Here is an 18,103-nt window from a genome sequence, read left to right on the forward strand (position 1 = left end):
ACTGTCAGCTGAGCACGCTGCCGACTTCAAACCAGGCGGCACGGGCATTAAGGATATCCTGTACCGGTAAGGCTTTTTTTCCTGGGATCTGGAGTTGCTCCAATACCAGCACCTGGTGACCGGTGGCCACATAGATACCGGTTTTGTCGGCTCGCAGTATGGTTCCGGCCGGCTTATCGCTGGTTTGCGCATCTACCCGGCTCTGCCAGACTTTAATGCTGTTGTCGGCCACGGCAAAATGGCTCATTGGCCAGGGGTTAAATGCCCGTACACAACGCTCAATCTGTGCTGCGTCCTGGCTCCAGTCGATACGTGCTTCCTCTTTGCTCAGTTTCTGCGCGTAGTTGGCCAGCTCATCGTCCTGTTTCTGCGCCACCGCACTGCCGGCCGCGATGTCGCTCAGGCAGTCCAGCAGGGCAACCGGGCCGAGTTCGGCCAGTTTCTGGTACATGCTGGCGCTGGTATCGCTGGCTTCGATAGGCAGACGGGCGACTTTCAACATATCACCGGTATCCAGGCCGATATCCATCTGCATAATGGTCACGCCGGTTTCCTGATCGCCGGCCCAGATCGAACGCTGGATCGGCGCCGCGCCGCGCCAGCGCGGCAGAATCGAACCGTGGACATTGATGCAGCCCAACTTAGGCGTATCCAGTACCGGCTGTGGCAGCAGCAGCCCATAGGCCACCACCACCATGATGTCGGCCTGCAGATCCGCTAGCTGCTGTTTGGCTTCATCGCTTTTAAAGTTTTCCGGCTGATATACCGGAACCTGGTGTTCCAGTGCGATGGTCTTGACCGGGCTGGCGGTCAGTTTCTTACCGCGGCCGGCCGGGCGATCGGGTTGGGTGTACACCGCGATCACCTCGTGCTCCGAAGACAACAACGCCGCCAGGTGACGGGCGGCGAAATCCGGAGTACCAGCAAAGACAATACGTAATGGCTTGCTCAAGGTAGGCTTCCTTTACTTGGGAGAAATTAAGCTTGGTTGGCTTGTTTTTCGTTGTAACGCTTTATTTTCATCAACTTGTCCTGAATACGTTTTCGTTTCAGTGGTGACAGGTAGTCGACGAACAGCTTACCTTGTAAGTGGTCAAGCTCGTGCTGAATACAGATAGCCAGCAGGTCATCGGCGTGCATGGTAAATTCTTCTCCATGCTTATCCAGCGCTTTGACCGTCACTTCTGCCGCACGAGGTACCAGCGCACGCGCGCCAGGCACGGACAGACAGCCTTCTTCAATGCCGTCTTCACCATGCTTTTCGATGATCTCCGGGTTGATGAACACCATCGGTTTGTCACGACTGTCAGAAATGTCGATCACCACGATGCGTTGGTGAATATCGACCTGAGTTGCAGCCAGACCGATACCTTCTTCGTCGTACATGGTTTCTAACATGTCTTCGACGATTTTTTGAATTTCAGGAGTGACGGCTTCGACCGGTTTTGCCACGGTACGAAGGCGTTCATCCGGGAATGTTAATACTTGTAATACAGACATATACACTCAAATTATTGAACTGTGCCGAATCGGGTCTTGCCCTGTTGGCTCAATTCTAGACATTTTACCAGCTAAATGACAGCATCCCAGCGTGATTAATCGTCCTTCATATTAACCTTAGACCAGGAAAATCGCGTCATGTTGCCAGAAAATGCTTCCCTGTTTATGCGCAATCGGCTGCGGATGCTATCGCTGCTACTGATGGTATTGAGCTCTGGAACCGCTCTGGCTGCACAACCAGCGGCCGCTCAACATCAGGTATCCAAGGGGGACACCCTGTGGGATATCGCCGCTCAGCACTGGCAGGACCCTTGGCAATGGCCGGCGCTGTGGAAACTCAATCCGCACATTGATGATCCCGATCTGATTTACCCTGGCACAACACTGCATCTTTCCTCCCTCGGTGTATCTTTATCTTCTCCCGTTACTGTCCAGCGACAGCGAAAGTTGCGGCCGACCATCCACTTTCAGCCGACTGTCGGCACCGAAAACGCGGCAGAGTTATCAGCAGAGGTTATTCTGCTGTCACCTGAGCGCATCGCCCAGGCGGTGAAAGTGGCGGCAGGCGACGATGAGCGAGAACTGTTGTCCGGACTGGGCGATATCACCACCATCGCCCGTTTTGACGCAGACAAAGGCGCGGTTTACCGTCAGATGGGGCAGTTTCAGCGCGGTTCATATCAGGTCATTGCCCTGGTGCGGATCGCCGATGTTGAGCCGATCCAAAGCGGTGAGACCTCCTCGCGTATGGCGGTCAGCCGGGTCAGGCAGGAGATTCGCCGCGGCGATCTGGTGCTGTCGTTGCCGCCTCGGAGCGAGCCGCCACGGTTACCACTCCAGCTTGCTGCGCCGCAGCAGGTCAGTATTATCGGTAGTGTCAACGCTCGCCACTTATCTCAGACTCAGGGCTGGCTGGTGCTGGATCGCGGCCTGGCAGACGGGCTCCAGACCGGCAGCCGGTTTGATATTGTGCCGGCCAGTCCAAGCGACAGCGATGCGGAACCATCCCGCCTGGCGGGCAAAATTGGCCTGTTAACTGTGCTGCGCAGTTATGACTATTTCAGTCTGGCAAGGATCGAACACAGCCTGAGGCCGATCAAACCCAACGCCCGGTTGCAGGCGCATTGAGTTTTAATCAATGACCGAACAACAGTTTAGCGCCTGGCTCACGTTCAGCCTGACTCCAAAGTTGGGCGGCCAACGGCTCCAGCAGCTGCTGGCGGTGGACCGGGCGGAAAACTTACTAACCTACGACCGGCGCCAGATGACTATGCTGGGGCTGAGCGACGAACAGATCACTTTTATTCAGAGCAAGGCTCCGCCGCTGGTTGAGCGCTGCCTGGCATGGCAGCAGCAGAGTCCGCAACATCATATTGTCACCAGAGAATCCCCGGGCTATCCGGCTCTGCTGGCACAGATCGCGGCGCCGCCTGCGCTGCTGTTTGTGGCTGGCCAGTTGGATACGCTCAGCTTGCCTCAGCTGGCGATGGTCGGCAGTCGCAACGCCAGTATCGACGGCCGCCAGGTCGCCCATCAGTTTGCTCAAGCGCTGGCCTCCCATGGCCTGGTTATCACCAGTGGCCTGGCGCTCGGCATAGACGGTCAGGCTCACCAGGGAGCGTTGGACGCGGGCGGTCGTACCATCGCGGTGTTGGGTTCGGGGCTGGATAAACTGTATCCGGCCCGCCACCGCCCATTGGCAGAACGTATCGTCGAGTCCGGCGCACTGGTGTCTGAGTTTCCTCCCTGGGCGGTGCCCCGGCCCAGCCATTTCCCGCGCCGTAACCGAATCATCAGTGGCCTGAGTGCCGGGGTACTGGTGGTAGAAGCGGCGGAAAAGAGCGGTTCTTTGATCACGGCGCGTTATGCTGGCGAACAGGGCAGGGATGTGTTTGCTCTGCCCGGTTCCATTCACAATCCCATTGCACGTGGCAGCAACCGGCTGATCAAGCAAGGTGCTTGCCTGGTTCAGGAGGTGGAGGACGTCCTGCAAGAGATTGATACCCTGGTCAGCTGGTCAAAACAGCATCAACCGGTTCAGCAATCGCTTTTTATTGCCGCTGAAGATAATCAGCAATTGCCATTTGCCTCGCTGTTAGCTAACGTAGGAAGTGTGGCGACACCAGTTGATATTCTGGCCAGTCGTACCAATATACCCGTCCATGAAGTCATGATGCAGCTTTTAGAGCTTGAACTTTCAGGGCATGTTGTTGCAGTTTCTGGTGGCTATATTCGTAAGGGGAGGGGCTAGCTATGATGATGGATATTTTAATGTATCTGTTTGAAACTTACATCCATAGCGATGCTGAGTTGCAAGTGGATCAAGATGAGTTGGAAGAAGAGCTGCTGCGGGCAGGTTTCCATCAAAAAGACATACTTAAAGCTCTGACCTGGCTGGAAGACTTGGCCGCGCTGCAACACAGCGACCGCCAGTATGCCATTTCAGTGGGTAACGCCCGTTCAACCCGTATCTACTCCGGCTCGGAAATGGAACGGTTGGATATGGAGTGTCGTGGTTTTCTGTTGTTCCTGGAGCAGGTCAGTGTGCTGACCACGGAAACTCGTGAGATGGTGATCGACCGGGTGATGGGATTGGAAACCAATGAGTTTGAACTGGATGATCTGAAATGGATTATCCTGATGGTGCTGTTCAACGTACCAGGGAATGAAAACGCGTATACGTTAATGGAAGAACTGTTGTACAGCAAAGAACAAGGTATTCTCCATTAATTAAGCGGTTATGAGCGGAAAAATCGATCATCAGTTGTTTGCGGCCCATGAGCATGCGCTGGAGCACGAACCCTGTCCACAATGTGGCGGTGAGTTGCAACTTCGTCATGGCAAACTGGGCCCTTTTCTGGGGTGTGGCAACTACCCGGCTTGTGACTACATCCGTCCGCTGCACCAGAACGATGGTCATATTGTCAAAACGCTCGGCATTGCCTGTCCTGAGTGTCAGCACGAACTGGTGCTGCGCCAGGGCCGTTACGGCATGTTTATCGGCTGCAGCCATTACCCCGCTTGTCACCATATCGAATCACTTAACGCCGAACCGGAAACGAGTGACGATTCGTTTCCGTGTCCGGAATGCCGCACCGGTCAGCTGGTGGAGCGAAAAAACCGTTTTGGTAAGACGTTCTACGCCTGCAATGGTTATCCCAAGTGTAAGTTTGCCGTCAATCAGCCGCCGGTCAATGGCCAGTGCCAGGCCTGTGGGTTTCCTCTGCTGGTGCGCAAAAAAAACGCCAATGGTGAGACGCTGCAGTGTGCTGACCGCAAATGCCAGCACCAGCAGCAGTAACCTGGTGCATCTCAGCGCAGAGTGTCAGGGCAAAACCCCTATTCCTCCGATGATAAAGAAAACCCCGCGGTTATAGACCAAACAGTGCCTTGGTATTGGCGCTGGTAATCTTGTCCACCTGTTCGGGTGTGATTTGACGCAGTTCTGCGATTCGGTTGGCAACCATCTGGGTATAGGCCGGTTCATTGCGTTTGCCGCGATGTGGTACCGGAGCCAGGTAAGGACAGTCGGTTTCCAGGATCACTTTCTCCATATCCAGGTGTGGGATCACTTTATCCATGCCGCCATTTTTAAATGTCGAAACGCCACCAATGCCGAGATGGAAACCGAGCTGATTGATCGCCCGGGCCTCTTCAACGCTGCCGCCAAAGCAGTGAAACACGCCGGACAGAGAGCCATCCTGTTCCTGCTCCAGCAGGGTCAGGGTTTCTTCAATCGAATCCCGGGTATGAATCACCACAGGCAGGGATAACTGTTTGGCCCAGCGCAGTTGGGTGATAAAGGCATACTCCTGTTCGGCCCGGTAGGTTTTATCCCAGTACAGGTCGATACCTATTTCACCCACCGCGATAAACGAATGCCTGGCAAACCATGAATGGATGGTATCCAGTGTCTGTTCTACCTGCTGATCGACATAGCAGGGGTGCAGACCCATCATAGAACGGCAGACTTGCGGGTAGCGTGCTTCTGTATCCAGCATGGGTTGGATAGATTCTAAGTCTATGTTGGGTAGAAGAATTTTTTCAATTCCCTGTGCCAGTGCGCGTTCAACCACCTGATCTCGGTCCTGGTCAAATTCGCTGGCGTAGATATGGGCGTGGCTGTCAATCATGGCAAGGTTTCTCTGCTGGATGTTCGTTGCTGAGTATACGGCAATGTGAGCCTTGGGTCATTTTTCGCATTTTTCTTGCCGGCCTATAGCGAATCAGACCAAGAGTGATATGATTTCGCCAAGCATTTCCCCAGACAAGGAGAGAACAGTGTCTGTATCTATTCAAGGTCAGTTCCCAGGACGCCGTATGCGTCGTATGCGTAAGCATGATTTCAGCCGCCGCCTGATGGCGGAAAACCAACTGTCGGTCAGCGACCTGATCTACCCGATGTTTATCCTGATGGGGAAAGATCGCCGCGAGCCGGTGGAGTCCATGCCGGGTATTGAGCGCTTGTCTATCGATCTGATGCTGGAAGAGGCGGAATATCTGGCCCATCTCGGCGTTCCGGCTATCGCCCTGTTCCCGGTCGTTAACCAGGACGCGAAAAGCTTGTGCGCGACTGAAGCGTACAACCCGGAAGGCCTGGTACAACGGGCAGTACGTTTGCTGAAACAGAACGTACCGCAAATTGGCGTCATCACTGACGTCGCGCTGGATCCGTTCACAACCCATGGCCAGGACGGCATCATCGACGATGACGGTTACGTACTGAATGACGAAACCACCGAAGTGCTGATAAAACAGGCACTTTCTCACGCTGAAGCGGGCGCGGATGTGGTGGCGCCGTCGGATATGATGGATGGCCGGATTGGCCGGATTCGTCAGGCTCTGGAAGAAGCCGGTCACATTCATACCCAAATCATGGCCTATTCAGCCAAATACGCGTCAAGTTACTACGGCCCGTTCCGTGATGCAGTTGGCTCGGCCAGCAACCTGAAAGGCGGCAACAAGAAAAACTACCAGATGGATCCTGCCAACAGCGATGAAGCCATCCATGAAGTGGCGATGGACATCAACGAAGGGGCGGACATGGTGATGGTTAAGCCAGGTATGCCGTATCTGGATGTGGTTCGCAGGGTGAAGCACGAACTGCAGGTACCCACCTTTGCCTACCAGGTTTCAGGGGAATACGCGATGCACAAAGCGGCGTTTGCCAACGGTTGGTTAAGCGAGCGTGATACGGTGATGGAATCACTGCTGTGCTTTAAGCGTGCCGGTGCTGACGGTATCCTGACCTACTTTGCTAAAGATGTGGCAGAGTGGCTGGCACAGGACAACGCACAAGCTGCGCAGCATCTGGTGCCGGAAGACTAACGCCTGCTCTGTCTGCGATAGGCTGGCCTTGTGCCGGCCTTTTTTGTTTAGGGTCACTATTTTTTTGATTAGGTCACTATTTTTTGGGGCAGGTAACTATGAAGATTCGAACCGGTAGCCTGGCTGAAGTGGTACAGGTGGTGAACTGCATTGACGAGTTTGTGGAAAAAGAGAGTGAGGCCAGTTTAGCGGCCAGGTTAGCAGGAAAAAAACAGCTGGTGTTGGTGGCGGAACAGGATGGCCAGCTGCTGGGTTTTAAGATCGGCTATCAGCAGGATGAGCAGACCTTTTACAGCTGGCTTGGCGGTGTTGCACCTTTGGCACGCAATACCGGTGTCGCCCAGCTATTGCTGGATCACCAGCAGCGCTGGGCGGCCGAGCAAGACTATCGCTGGTTAACGGTAAAATCCCGTAATCGCTTTCCCGCAATGTTGCGCCTGCTGCTGAGAAACGGCTATCAGATTCACCACTTTGAACCCTATCAGCCGTTAGAGGAGTCACGAATCCACTTTATAAAAGCACTGGATAAAATTAAATGAGACTTTTTCTCATTTAATGCTTGACGATGTAAATGAGAATTATTACTATCAAGTTGTCTTAGGGAATCAGCCGCCGAGATAACTCTTTTGCTATCAAGTTATTGATAGCCATCAGCGAGTTAAAGGCTGGACCGATTCTTTGTGACACGACATTGCTCACATTGCTTCCAGTGTATTTTATAGCGGTGGTATTTCCGGGCGGATGATTTACCCGGTTTCACCAGATTTTGCTAGGCGACATCTTCGGATGTCGCTTTTTTATTTGCCTGATACAACCGGAGAACAAAAAGATCCCGGTAGTCTTTTCCACATGGCAGGATCGGTTTTTGATCATCGTTAACCTTAACGATCATAAAATACATTGTTTAAAAACAATGCCTTATGGTTGAATTTGTGTTGAGTTGCATCGTTTGCGCAACTTGGGGGTAAATTATATAAACAGAGTTATCCACAGGCGGGGGAGGAAAATAGCAAGAATTATCGTTATCTATGTCACTCACTGATCGACTCCCGCATGGCATCGATGATCGAGACGTGGCATTCTTAGCAGATCAAACTCGATTTCTTGTTGGATAGCAAAACACTATGGCTCAAATACCTGACAATCCTCTGATCCTTATCGACGGTTCTTCATACTTATATCGTGCTTTTCATGCCTACCCGGGCACCATGAGTAACGGCGAGATCCCTACTAACGCGGTGTACGGTGTGGTGAACATGCTGCGCAGCATGATGCGTCAGTTCCCATCGGAACGTATTGCCGTGGTATTTGATGCAAAAGGTAAAACGTTCCGTGATGACTTGTATCCGGAATATAAATCTCATCGTCCACCGATGCCGGATGACCTTCGCTGTCAGATTGAACCGCTGCATGAACTGATTCGGGCCATGGGTCTGCCACTGATCTCGGTACCAGGGGTAGAAGCGGATGACGTGATCGGTACCCTTGCCCACCAGGCATCTCAGGCGGGTACGCCGGTGCTGATCAGTACCGGTGATAAAGATATGGCACAGCTGGTCAACGATCACGTCACGCTGATCAATACCATGACCAACGTGGTGCTGGATCGCGAAGGGGTGATAGAGAAGTTCGGTATTCCACCTGAACTCATCATCGATTACTTGGCACTGATGGGCGATAAAGTCGATAACATCCCTGGCGTGCCGGGCGTCGGTGATAAAACCGCTACCGCTCTTTTGCAAGGGATCGGCGGGATTGATCAGTTATACCAGCGTTTGGATGAGATCGCCGCGCTCGGCTTTCGCGGTTCGAAAACCATGGCGAAGAAGCTGGTCGACAATAAAGACAACGCTTACCTCTCTTACCAGCTGGCGACCATCAAACTGGATGTGGAACTGGAGTGTGCTCCGGACACCCTGCATAAAGCTGAGCCAGACCAGGATCTGCTGGTGAAACTGTACAGCCAGCTGGCATTTAAATCCTGGTTAAACGAGCTGCTGGAAGGCAACAGTCCGGTGGTGCAATCGTACCAGCAAGCATCAGGCGGCAACCCCGCGTCGGCTAACAGCAGCGCGAGTCATCAGGATATCGACAACAGTGCGGTCACTATCGATCGCAGCCACTACCAGACCATCACCGACGAAACCAGTTTCAATCAATGGCTGGAAAAGCTCCAGTCGGCGTCGTTGTTTGCCTTTGATACTGAAACCGACAGCCTGGACTATATGGTGGCTAACCTGGTTGGTGTCTCCTTTGCGATAGAAGAGGGCGAAGCGGCTTACGTTCCGGTGGCACACGACTACCTGGGAGCACCAGCGCAGCTCGATCGCGACTGGGTACTGGCTAAGCTGAAACCGCTGCTGGAAGACCCTGAGCTGGCGAAGGTCGGTCAGAACCTGAAATACGACGCCAGCGTGCTGGCCCGCTACGGGATCGAGATGCAGGGTATTGCCCACGACACTATGTTGGCGTCCTATGTTTACAACAGTGTCGGCGGTAAGCACGATATGGATAGCCTGGCACTGCGGTTTTTGCAGCACAGCTGTATCTCCTTTGAGCAGATCGCCGGCAAGGGCAAAAATCAGCGAACCTTCAACCAGATTGAGCTGGAAGAAGCCGCACCATATGCCGCAGAAGATGCGGATGTGACGCTGCGGCTGCATCATCGCCTGTATGCCAATATAGCCGCCGACAGCAAGTTGAAATCGGTTTACCATGATATTGAAGTGCCATTGGTGCCGGTATTATCTCGCATGGAGCGCACCGGGGTACTGATCGATGCCAACCAGCTTGGTCAGCAGTCGCAACAGATTGCAATCCGGCTGGATGAGCTGGAGCAACAGGCTTTTCAGTTGGCGGAGCAGGAGTTTAACCTCAGTTCGCCGAAACAGCTCCAGGCGATTCTGTTTGAGAAAATGGGCCTGCCGGTGGTCAAGAAGACTCCGTCTGGTACCCCGTCAACCAATGAAGAAGTGCTTCAGGAGCTGGCGCTGGATTACCCATTGCCGAAACTGATCCTCGAATACCGCGGCCTGGCCAAGCTCAAGTCGACCTACACCGACAAGCTGCCGAAGATGATCAATCCACAGACCGGCCGGGTGCATACCTCTTACCACCAGGCAGTGACGGCGACCGGGCGACTGTCCTCGACCGATCCGAACCTGCAGAACATCCCGATCCGCAATCAGGAAGGCCGCCGAATCCGCCAGGCGTTTGTGGCACCAGCCGGCTACAAAATCATGGCGATCGACTATTCCCAGATCGAACTGCGTATCATGGCTCATCTGTCCGGAGACCAGGCGCTGCTGGACGCTTTCCAGCAAGGTAAAGATATCCATGCGGCGACGGCGGCTGAGATCCTGGGTGTCGCTATCGACCAGGTCAGCAGTGAACAGCGTCGCCGGGCTAAAGCGGTTAACTTTGGCCTGATTTACGGTATGAGCGCGTTTGGGCTGGCCAAGCAACTGGGGATTCCTCGTTCAGAGGCTCAGCACTATATGGATACCTATTTTGAGCGCTATCCGGGAGTGATGCAGTATATGGAAGATACCCGTAGCACCGCGGCGGAACAGGGTTATGTTGAAACTCTGTTTGGCCGCCGATTGCACCTGCCTGAAATTAAATCGCGCAATGGCATGCGTCGTAAAGCGGCAGAGCGGGCGGCGATCAATGCGCCGATGCAAGGCACTGCGGCGGATATCATTAAGAAAGCCATGCTGCTGGTGGACCAGTGGATTCAGGATCAAGGACAAGGCCGGGTTAGGCTGTTGATGCAGGTGCACGATGAACTGGTATTTGAGGTAGAAGAATCCGCATTGGCCGAAATTGAAAGTAAAATACAACAATTGATGGAGTCGGCGGCGGAACTTAAAGTGCCTCTGATTGCGGAAGCCGGTCATGGCGATAGCTGGGATCAGGCTCACTAGTCATTTTTTGACCCAATATAGCCAAATTATATGAGCCAGCGCACAAACGCTGGCTTTTTTTGGCCAGAGCAAAAGGTCTGACAACTGAAGGGGTTAATGTAGTTTAATAAAAAAATACTGAAAAAAAACTACAAAAAGGCTTTTACTTTCTGATCATATGTTGTACATTTAACGGCGTAGGGTACAGAGGTAAGATGTTCTATCTTTCAGACCTTTTGTTTCACGTTATTGGATTAGGCTGATTCAGCCGCCCCAGTCAGATTTTGACTGGGGCGTTTTTTATTGGGCTGAATTTATATTTGTTGTCATATTTCAATTAGTTAAATCCATGTTTTCCTGCCGTTTCCCTATATTCACCGCGTCGCCATTCCACCTGTTCTGTTTTTCTGACACATTTTTGTCGTGTTGGTATTTTGAAACAAAGTTGTAATAAATATTCATTTTCACTTTTGCTTTTTAAGTCACAAATTCAAATTAAAAATTTGGATGCGGTGCGAGTGGCTTTGAATAAAAGACGCATAAAATTAGTGGCTTAGAGTGGTTTTTGCGAGTGAAGCAGCGTTTTTGGCCAAAGTTGAAAAATAGCCGGGAATAGTGAATCCTTACAGCATAATAATAATTACCTCCTATTTCTCTCCCGTTGCCCCGCCAGGATGGTGGGGATTTTTATCGCCAGCGGATGGGGATTGCTGTCTGCCAGCGATGCCGATTCTTGGCAACCTTCTCCGTCTCCCGACCCTTATCGTATTAAAAGCCAGTGTGACCCCATTAGAGTTGTAGTGATTTTTCCGCGGCTCAGTGAGTGCGTCGTGGCGAGAGGGTGGGAGTAGGTATCTGCAAGATTTACCTGCGGGCAAAACAGAACAGCCCCGCGAAGTTCGCGAGGCTGTGAATAGCAATCGAGTCAGGCTTATTTGTTATCGTTGCTTTCTGGGGGCGCTGGTATTTCCGCCAGGGGGGCGTCTTGCAGCTCCTGCTGAGCCAATAAGGCTGGCGCAAACCAGGCATCAAGCCGGTTTCTCAGCACATCGACGCCGATGCCTTTCAGCGAAGAAAACGCATCGACTTTCACATCACCACCAAACGCCATCGCCGCTTCACGGATCTTCAGCACCTGGGCTTTACGCGCACCCTGCTTTAGTTTGTCTGCTTTGGTCAACAGCACCTGAACCGGTATATCGCAGTCGACCGCCCAGAAAATTAACTGCTGGTCGAGATCCTTCATCGGATGGCGAATGTCCATCAACACCACCAGCCCTTTCAGACAGCGACGCTGCTGCAGGTATTCACCGAGCGACTTTTGCCATTTTTTCTTCATTTCCAGTGGCACCTGGGCAAAGCCATAGCCTGGCAGGTCGACGATATGACAGCCATCGGTGACCTTAAACAGGTTGATCAGCTGAGTCCGGCCGGGAGTCTTACTGGTTTTTGCCAGGTTCTTCTGGTTGGTTAACCGGTTAAGTGAGCTAGACTTACCGGCATTCGAACGGCCGGCGAACGCAATTTCGATACCTTCATCTTCTGGAAGATGGCGAATATCCGGCGCGCTGGTAATGAAATGCGTGTTTTGATAATGAATTTTTACGCTCACTGTTAACTCCATCTCGACTTTGTGTAGTCGATTGATTACTTTTTTGTGAATTTGTGTAAAATAACCGTGCTCGGCATAAGGTCGCCTATTGTATCACGAGTCTTTATCCTTCGTGGTACCGGAAGCTTGATAATTATAATGGAATGTCATGAAGAAATTAGCGCTAATTTTGAGTCTTTTAGCCAGCTGCACTGTGTGGGCCCAAGGCAGCATCGAAGCTGGTAAAGCAAAATCAACAACCTGTGCTGGCTGCCACGGTGCAGACGGCAACAGCCAAATGGCAATGTACCCTAAACTGGCGGGTCAGCACCCTAAGTACATTGAAAAGCAGTTGAAAGATCTGAAACTCGGCATGACCAGTAATGGTCAGCAAGGTCGCTATGATCCTGTGATGAGTGGTATGGCAATGCCGCTGTCTGAGCAAGATATGGCTGATCTGGCCGCCTACTACGGATCGTTGCCAATGAGTGGTAACACCACTCCGGAAGACGTGGTGGATGCGGGTAAAGCCCTTTATTCTGCCGGTGATGCAGAGCGTGGTCTGACCGCTTGTATCGCTTGTCATGGTCCGCGCGGTAACGGTACTGAGTTGTCCGGTTTCCCGAAAGTATCGGGTCAACATGCTGACTATATCAAAGCCCAGCTGGTTAAGTTCCGTGATGGTAATCGTAACAACGATATGAACGCCATGATGCGTGATATCGCGAAAAAACTGACCGACAAAGATATTGAAGTCTTGTCTAAATACGTTGGCGGCCTGCACTAATAGAAACACCGATAACCTTCGAGCAATGTTGTAGAAAAAGCCCCGGCCACAGGTCGGGGTTTTTTCTTGCCGGTCGGATCACACCGGTCCATCTGATGGCCGGGATAAAAATGCCATAAAGTTTGTAAGAGATTTGCCCTATTTGGATCAGAAAAGAGCAAATGGAATTCTGTAACGTTATGAAATTTATAATTTAATTAAATTAACTTTCACTGGTGGTATTTTTTTTTGTCAGGCGGGTTGTACGCCGGGCGTAATCGACTAAAGTGTACTCATCGACAGGGCGTCGAGACAGGAAGTAAGACCAGGCTGGTCTCCAGGGATGCAAACAGGGTAGTTTGATAGTCGGAAATGGAGCAATGCGAGCAGGACGCTGGCATGATAAGGATGGTCGAGTTGTCCAAAGGTAAGGACAAAGCAAAGGATCCGGCCCGGGACGGGCCCAGTAACAGGAAGTGAGTGGACGAGCAAAATTCATCAGGACGATGACAAACAACACCACTGCATGGAAAGCACGAAAAACAAAGGGAACATTGGTGCACACATATATCGGTGCAACGATTTAATGTCACTCAGTGACAGTTAGAAAGCGATAGGGCGACCTATCGCTTTTTTTATACCTGCCGGTTCAACATATCTGCTGAGTGGCGATATTCCTGTTGGCACGCTCTGCTCTGTGGGTTTATTTGCACCAGTTGATGAAAAAACACTCAATAACACTCCACTCCAGGCTCGGATTCTGTTATGTTTCGCTACCCGAATTGAGGAGCGCCGCATGCAATCATGCCCACTGTGCCACAGTCAGCAAATTGAGCCCTATTTTCGCGATTCACGCCGTCAGTATCTTCACTGTAGCCGCTGTGCACTGGTGTTTGTTGATCCGGCCCAGCGTCTGGCAGCAGATTTGGAAAAAGCGCACTATGATCTGCATGAGAATGATCCATCAGATCAGGGCTACCGGCGGTTTTTGTCTCGCCTGGCCCAGCCGCTGGTGCAGCGGTTAGCTGCTTCGTCAAACGGGTTAGATTTTGGTTGTGGTCCTGGGCCAACATTGTCGTTAATGTTGCAGGAACAGGGCCACCAGGTTGAGTTGTACGATATTTATTATCACCCGGACCAGAGCGTTCTGGCTCGGCAGTATGACTTTGTCACGGCCACCGAAGTGATCGAGCACCTTTATCAGCCCGATCAGGTGTGGCAACAATGGTTAAATTTAGTTAAGCCAGGAGGCTGGCTTGGTTTGATGACTAAGCTGGTTATAGACGCAGAGGCGTTTGCCGGCTGGCACTATAAGAACGATCCCACCCATGTGGTGTTCTTTAGTCGAGCCACGTTCCGGTATTTGGCAGAGCGGGATCAGCTCGAGCTTGAATTTATTGGTAAAGATGTAATTTTACTGAGGAAAGCCCAGTAATGAGTCGTAAGAAAAAAGCAAGATCAGGCGGTCACGACGACGTTATCGTTGTGCGTAACCGTACCCAGTCCGACGTCGAAGGTCGGGAAAGAAAAAAACAGAAAAAGCGCAAAGGCCTTAAAACCGGCAGCCGCAACGCGGATGCCAAAGCCAAGCAGGCCGCTTCGTCCGCTCAGGCGCGCGATCCACGTCTCGGCAGTAAAAAGAAAATTCCCCTGGTGGTGGAAACGGTGAAACCGAGCAAGCAGCAACGCAAACTGTCCGCTCAGAAAGAGCTGGAGTTGCTGGAGAGCGATGCGCAGCTGATGGTGCTGCTGGAGCGGCTAGAAAACGGTGAAAAGCTTGGTGCCGGACTGCAGAAATATGTCGATGAGAAACTGGATCGCATCGAACAGTTGATGGATCAGCTCGGGTTACTGGTTGAAGACGAGGAAGCGGAAACGGAAACAGGAGCAGAGGTCCAGCCTCAGCCTGTTAAGGCGAAAAAACCGGCTGCACCGCGCAGTGATGAAGATTTGCTGTCTGACTTTGAACAGCAGAAATGGGATGAATTTTAAAGGGTAACGGACCATGAATGTCACTTTACTCCTGGTGGCGGGACTCACCATTATTCTGGCGTTGGCCGGTTATGCTGCACACCTGCTACTGAAACTGAAGAAGCAGCGTCAGCTGATTGCTCAGCAGCAGACGCTGGCGATCGATAAACGTAACGCCAATATTTTTGATAGTGTCAGCGTGTTGTGCCTGGCGGGGATTCAGGGCCAGTGTGACCTGTCTGAGATTGCGATTCGGGTTTACTGCATTATGGATTATGTCCAGGGAGAACAACGGGTCGATTTTGACCAGGAGTTCCCTGCTATCGCTGAGCTGTATCATATAGTCAAAGAGATGCCTCGCGGTGAAGAGCGCCAGCAGATGGCCAAGCAAGAGCGGATGAAACACAATCTGGTCCGGCATAAGGCCGAATCCCGTTTGAACGATGCCATTATCGCCGAACTGCAACAACTGAAACAGCGCGTGCAGCCGCTGAACAATCAGATCAATATTCAGATGCTGTAAATACGCTGCTGGTTGCTCCGGAGTTACGATGTGCTCTGGCAGTGATCGCGCTAGCAGATCTGAATATTTGTTGTCATTTTGCCTGACATCATGCCGTTTGATCGCGGATGGTGTGGCAAAATGGCGACCTTAGAGCATTTCCTTAAACACAGTTAACACCGGAAGAAGATCATGTCGCAGCAAGTCGTAGCCAGCCAGCAAATTGTCTGGGATCAAGCGGTTCTGGATAAGTACAACTATTCAGGTCCCCGTTATACCTCATACCCGACGGCACTGGAGTTCCACGAGGCATACACGATCGCTGATCTGGACATGGCTTGTGCCCAGTATCCGGATCGCCCGCTGTCGCTGTATATCCACATTCCGTTCTGCCATAAGCTTTGTTATTACTGTGGTTGCAACAAGGTCATTACTCGCCATGCCCACAAGGCGGATGAATACCTTGATGTGCTGGCACTGGAGATCAGCACCCGAGCGGCGCTGCTCAATCAACGTACCGTGACTCAGCTGCACTTTGGTGGTGGTACACCGACCTTCCTGACCAAGCCGCAGATCAGCCGCCTGATGACCAAGCTGCGTGATGAATTCCACTTCGCTGACGATGCTGAGATCAGCATCGAAGTCGACCCGCGTGAAATCGAGCTGGATATGCTGGATCACCTGCGCAGTGAAGGTTTTAACCGTGTCAGTATCGGTGTGCAGGACTTTAACAAGGAAGTACAGAAGCTGGTTAACCGTGAACAGGACGAAGAGTTTATCATCGCCCTGGTCGAACGCGCCAAACAGCTCGGCTTCCGTTCGACTAACCTGGATTTGATCTACGGTTTACCGAAACAGACCCTGACCAGCTTCAGCAACACATTGGAGAAGGTACTGGAAATGCAGCCGGGCCGCTTGTCGGTGTTTAACTATGCCCATATGCCAAAACTGTTTGCCGCGCAGCGTAAAATCAACGAAGAAGATTTACCAAAGCCGGAAGTCAAGATGGCGATCCTGCAGCACACTATCGCAACACTGACTTCGGCCGGTTACCAGTTCATTGGTATGGACCACTTTGCCCGGCCTGACGATGAGCTGGCGGTTGCCCAGCGCAATGGCGTGCTGCACCGCAACTTCCAGGGCTATACCACCCAGGGTGAATGCGACTTAGTGGGCTTTGGTGTGTCGTCAATTTCGATGGTTGGCGATGCCTACGCACAGAACCAGAAAGAGCTGAAAAAATACTATGCCCAGGTCAACGAGCAGCGCCATGCGCTGTGGAAAGGTATCCAGTTAGATGCCGATGACCTGCTGCGTCGTGAAGTGATTAAGCAGCTGATTTGTAACTTTAAACTCAACAAGCGCCAGATCGAAAATCAGTTTGCGCTGACATTTGACCACTACTTCAAAACCGATCTGGAACTGCTGCAAACTTTCGTCGATGACAAGCTGGTGACGGTCGATGACGAGAATATTGAAGTGACGCCTCGCGGCCGGCTGCTGATTCGTAACATCTGCATGTGTTTCGATAAATACCTGCGCGACCGGGCTCGTCAGCAGCAGTTCTCACGGGTGATTTAAGCTTTTAATCATCGGACTAACGCCACGCAATGCGTGGCGTTGTTGTTTGTGGTTACTGGAAATATTTCTCCTGAGCAACCCGCCACAGCGCTTTGACCAGCGGGTTCTCCAGCTGTGAACGCTTGCAGCATACGCCGAGCTGAAACGGTTTGATCGGCAATACTTTGAGGCGCTGAACTTTATCCCGCACCGGGCTATTGTTGATAACCACATCCGGCGCGATACCCACCCCACAGCCCAGCGCTACCATACTGACGATGGCTTCATGACCGGAAACCTGAGCGTAGATATTGGGTTTGATTTTCATCTTCTTAAACCAGCTGTTGGCGCGGTCCCGCGCGGTGCCGGATTCAGGCACAATAAACGGAATGTCGGGCCAGTGCGGCGGCTCGGCCTGCAGCGGCTGGGCAAAGGTACTCAAGCCCAGAGGGGCAATCACTGACAGTGACAGCTCACTGATAGTGGCAAATTCAACCCGGGCCGGTAGCTGGTCTGGCAGCGCCGAGATGGCGATGTCCGCTTCGTCGTTCATTACTTTATCAATAGCCTGAGCCGGGTCGCCGGTGAACAGCTTGTATTCAATAAACGGGTGTTGGATTCGAAACTCCGACAGCAGTTGCGGCAGGTGGCTGTAACTGGCGGTGACCGAGCAGAACAGGCGGATTTCGCCCTGGATGTCGGTGCCGTGTTCGTTGAGCAGAGTCTGGTACTGCTGCCATTCAGTCAGAATGTTGGCCGCCACCGGCAGCAGTTTTTTCCCGGCCGGGGTCAGTTCTACGCTGCGATTGTCGCGCAAAAACAGCGCCTGGCCGATCTGCTGTTCCAGTTTCTGGATTTGGCGGCTGAGCGCCGAGGGGCTGACGTGCATCATCGCGGCGGTTTTACTAAAATTTTTACTTTCCGACAGATGGATAAACATCTGTAAGCTTTTTATATTCATTTGGTTCAGCTTTTACGTT

The 18,103-nt window shown here is 52.1% G+C and carries 17 protein-coding genes; 12 read left to right on the top strand and 5 right to left on the bottom strand.

The window, feature by feature from the left end:
* Positions 1-4: 4 nt before the first annotated feature.
* Positions 5-952: a methionyl-tRNA formyltransferase gene (gene fmt / locus ACQY6F_RS02110; RefSeq protein ID WP_428771927.1), complete on the bottom strand. Its 948-nt coding sequence runs from the start codon at positions 950-952 to the stop codon at positions 5-7.
* A 26-nt stretch (positions 953-978) separates the two neighbouring features.
* A complete protein-coding gene (def, locus tag ACQY6F_RS02115; protein ID WP_428771928.1) occupies positions 979-1,500 on the bottom strand; it encodes a peptide deformylase in 522 nt (173 codons plus the stop codon).
* Positions 1,501-1,638: 138 nt separating this feature from the next.
* Here def and ACQY6F_RS02120 point away from each other — a divergent pair, with 138 nt between their 5' ends.
* Genes ACQY6F_RS02120 through ACQY6F_RS02135 form a run of 4 tightly spaced genes read left to right on the top strand, consistent with a single transcriptional unit; the run spans position 1,639 to position 4,801 of the window.
* Positions 1,639-2,628, top strand: a complete 990-nt coding sequence (locus tag ACQY6F_RS02120) for a LysM peptidoglycan-binding domain-containing protein (RefSeq protein WP_428771929.1) — start codon at positions 1,639-1,641, stop codon at positions 2,626-2,628.
* A 10-nt stretch (positions 2,629-2,638) separates the two neighbouring features.
* Positions 2,639-3,751 carry a DNA-processing protein DprA gene (gene dprA, locus ACQY6F_RS02125; protein ID WP_428771930.1) on the top strand — a complete coding sequence of 371 codons (1,113 nt, stop codon included), beginning with the start codon at positions 2,639-2,641 and terminating at the stop codon, positions 3,749-3,751.
* Positions 3,752-3,756: 5 nt separating this feature from the next.
* The gene (locus tag ACQY6F_RS02130) at positions 3,757-4,230 is read left to right on the top strand and encodes a DUF494 family protein (protein WP_428771983.1); all 474 of its coding nucleotides are present in this window, start codon (positions 3,757-3,759) and stop codon (positions 4,228-4,230) included.
* A 10-nt stretch (positions 4,231-4,240) separates the two neighbouring features.
* Entirely contained in the window at positions 4,241-4,801 is a 561-nt protein-coding gene (locus ACQY6F_RS02135; RefSeq protein ID WP_428771931.1) for a DNA topoisomerase family protein, read from the top strand.
* A 70-nt stretch (positions 4,802-4,871) separates the two neighbouring features.
* On the opposite strand, the gene ACQY6F_RS02140 is transcribed toward ACQY6F_RS02135, so the two are convergent.
* Positions 4,872-5,633 (bottom strand): TatD family hydrolase, encoded by a 762-nt coding sequence (locus tag ACQY6F_RS02140; RefSeq protein ID WP_428771932.1) that lies wholly within the window; start codon positions 5,631-5,633, stop codon positions 4,872-4,874.
* Positions 5,634-5,781: 148 nt separating this feature from the next.
* Here ACQY6F_RS02140 and hemB point away from each other — a divergent pair, with 148 nt between their 5' ends.
* The 3 genes from hemB to polA all read left to right on the top strand — a co-directional run bounded on the left by hemB (position 5,782) and on the right by polA (position 10,754).
* Entirely contained in the window at positions 5,782-6,828 is a 1,047-nt protein-coding gene (hemB, locus tag ACQY6F_RS02145) for a porphobilinogen synthase (RefSeq protein ID WP_428771933.1), read from the top strand.
* A gap of 98 nt (positions 6,829-6,926) precedes the next feature.
* A complete protein-coding gene (locus ACQY6F_RS02150) occupies positions 6,927-7,367 on the top strand; it encodes an N-acetyltransferase family protein (protein ID WP_428771934.1) in 441 nt (146 codons plus the stop codon).
* A 585-nt stretch (positions 7,368-7,952) separates the two neighbouring features.
* Positions 7,953-10,754 carry a DNA polymerase I gene (gene polA / locus ACQY6F_RS02155; protein ID WP_428771935.1) on the top strand — a complete coding sequence of 934 codons (2,802 nt, stop codon included), beginning with the start codon at positions 7,953-7,955 and terminating at the stop codon, positions 10,752-10,754.
* A gap of 910 nt (positions 10,755-11,664) precedes the next feature.
* Here the strand turns inward: polA and yihA are convergent.
* On the bottom strand, positions 11,665-12,345 hold the full coding sequence (gene yihA / locus ACQY6F_RS02160; protein WP_428771936.1) for a ribosome biogenesis GTP-binding protein YihA/YsxC: 681 nt from the start codon (positions 12,343-12,345) through the stop codon (positions 11,665-11,667).
* Between the two features lie 148 nt (positions 12,346-12,493).
* Between yihA and ACQY6F_RS02165 the strand changes: the two genes are divergently transcribed.
* The 5 genes from ACQY6F_RS02165 to hemN all read left to right on the top strand — a co-directional run bounded on the left by ACQY6F_RS02165 (position 12,494) and on the right by hemN (position 17,144).
* A complete protein-coding gene (locus ACQY6F_RS02165; RefSeq protein WP_428771937.1) occupies positions 12,494-13,111 on the top strand; it encodes a c-type cytochrome in 618 nt (205 codons plus the stop codon).
* A 775-nt stretch (positions 13,112-13,886) separates the two neighbouring features.
* On the top strand, positions 13,887-14,525 hold the full coding sequence (locus ACQY6F_RS02170) for a class I SAM-dependent methyltransferase (RefSeq protein ID WP_428771938.1): 639 nt from the start codon (positions 13,887-13,889) through the stop codon (positions 14,523-14,525).
* On the top strand, positions 14,525-15,082 hold the full coding sequence (gene yihI / locus ACQY6F_RS02175) for a Der GTPase-activating protein YihI (RefSeq protein ID WP_428771939.1): 558 nt from the start codon (positions 14,525-14,527) through the stop codon (positions 15,080-15,082). Before ACQY6F_RS02170 ends, yihI begins: the two co-directional genes overlap by 1 nt.
* 13 nt (positions 15,083-15,095) lie before the next feature.
* A complete protein-coding gene (locus tag ACQY6F_RS02180) occupies positions 15,096-15,584 on the top strand; it encodes a DUF2489 domain-containing protein (protein ID WP_428771940.1) in 489 nt (162 codons plus the stop codon).
* Between the two features lie 171 nt (positions 15,585-15,755).
* Positions 15,756-17,144: an oxygen-independent coproporphyrinogen III oxidase gene (gene hemN, locus ACQY6F_RS02185; protein WP_428771941.1), complete on the top strand. Its 1,389-nt coding sequence runs from the start codon at positions 15,756-15,758 to the stop codon at positions 17,142-17,144.
* 52 nt (positions 17,145-17,196) lie between these two features.
* Here hemN and ilvY read toward each other — a convergent pair whose 3' ends face one another.
* The gene (gene ilvY, locus ACQY6F_RS02190) at positions 17,197-18,084 is read right to left on the bottom strand and encodes an HTH-type transcriptional activator IlvY (RefSeq protein WP_428771942.1); all 888 of its coding nucleotides are present in this window, start codon (positions 18,082-18,084) and stop codon (positions 17,197-17,199) included.
* Between the last annotated feature and the right edge of the window lie 19 nt (positions 18,085-18,103).

Source organism: Vibrio sp., assembly GCF_050299255.1.
GTDB lineage: Bacteria > Pseudomonadota > Gammaproteobacteria > Enterobacterales > Vibrionaceae > Vibrio.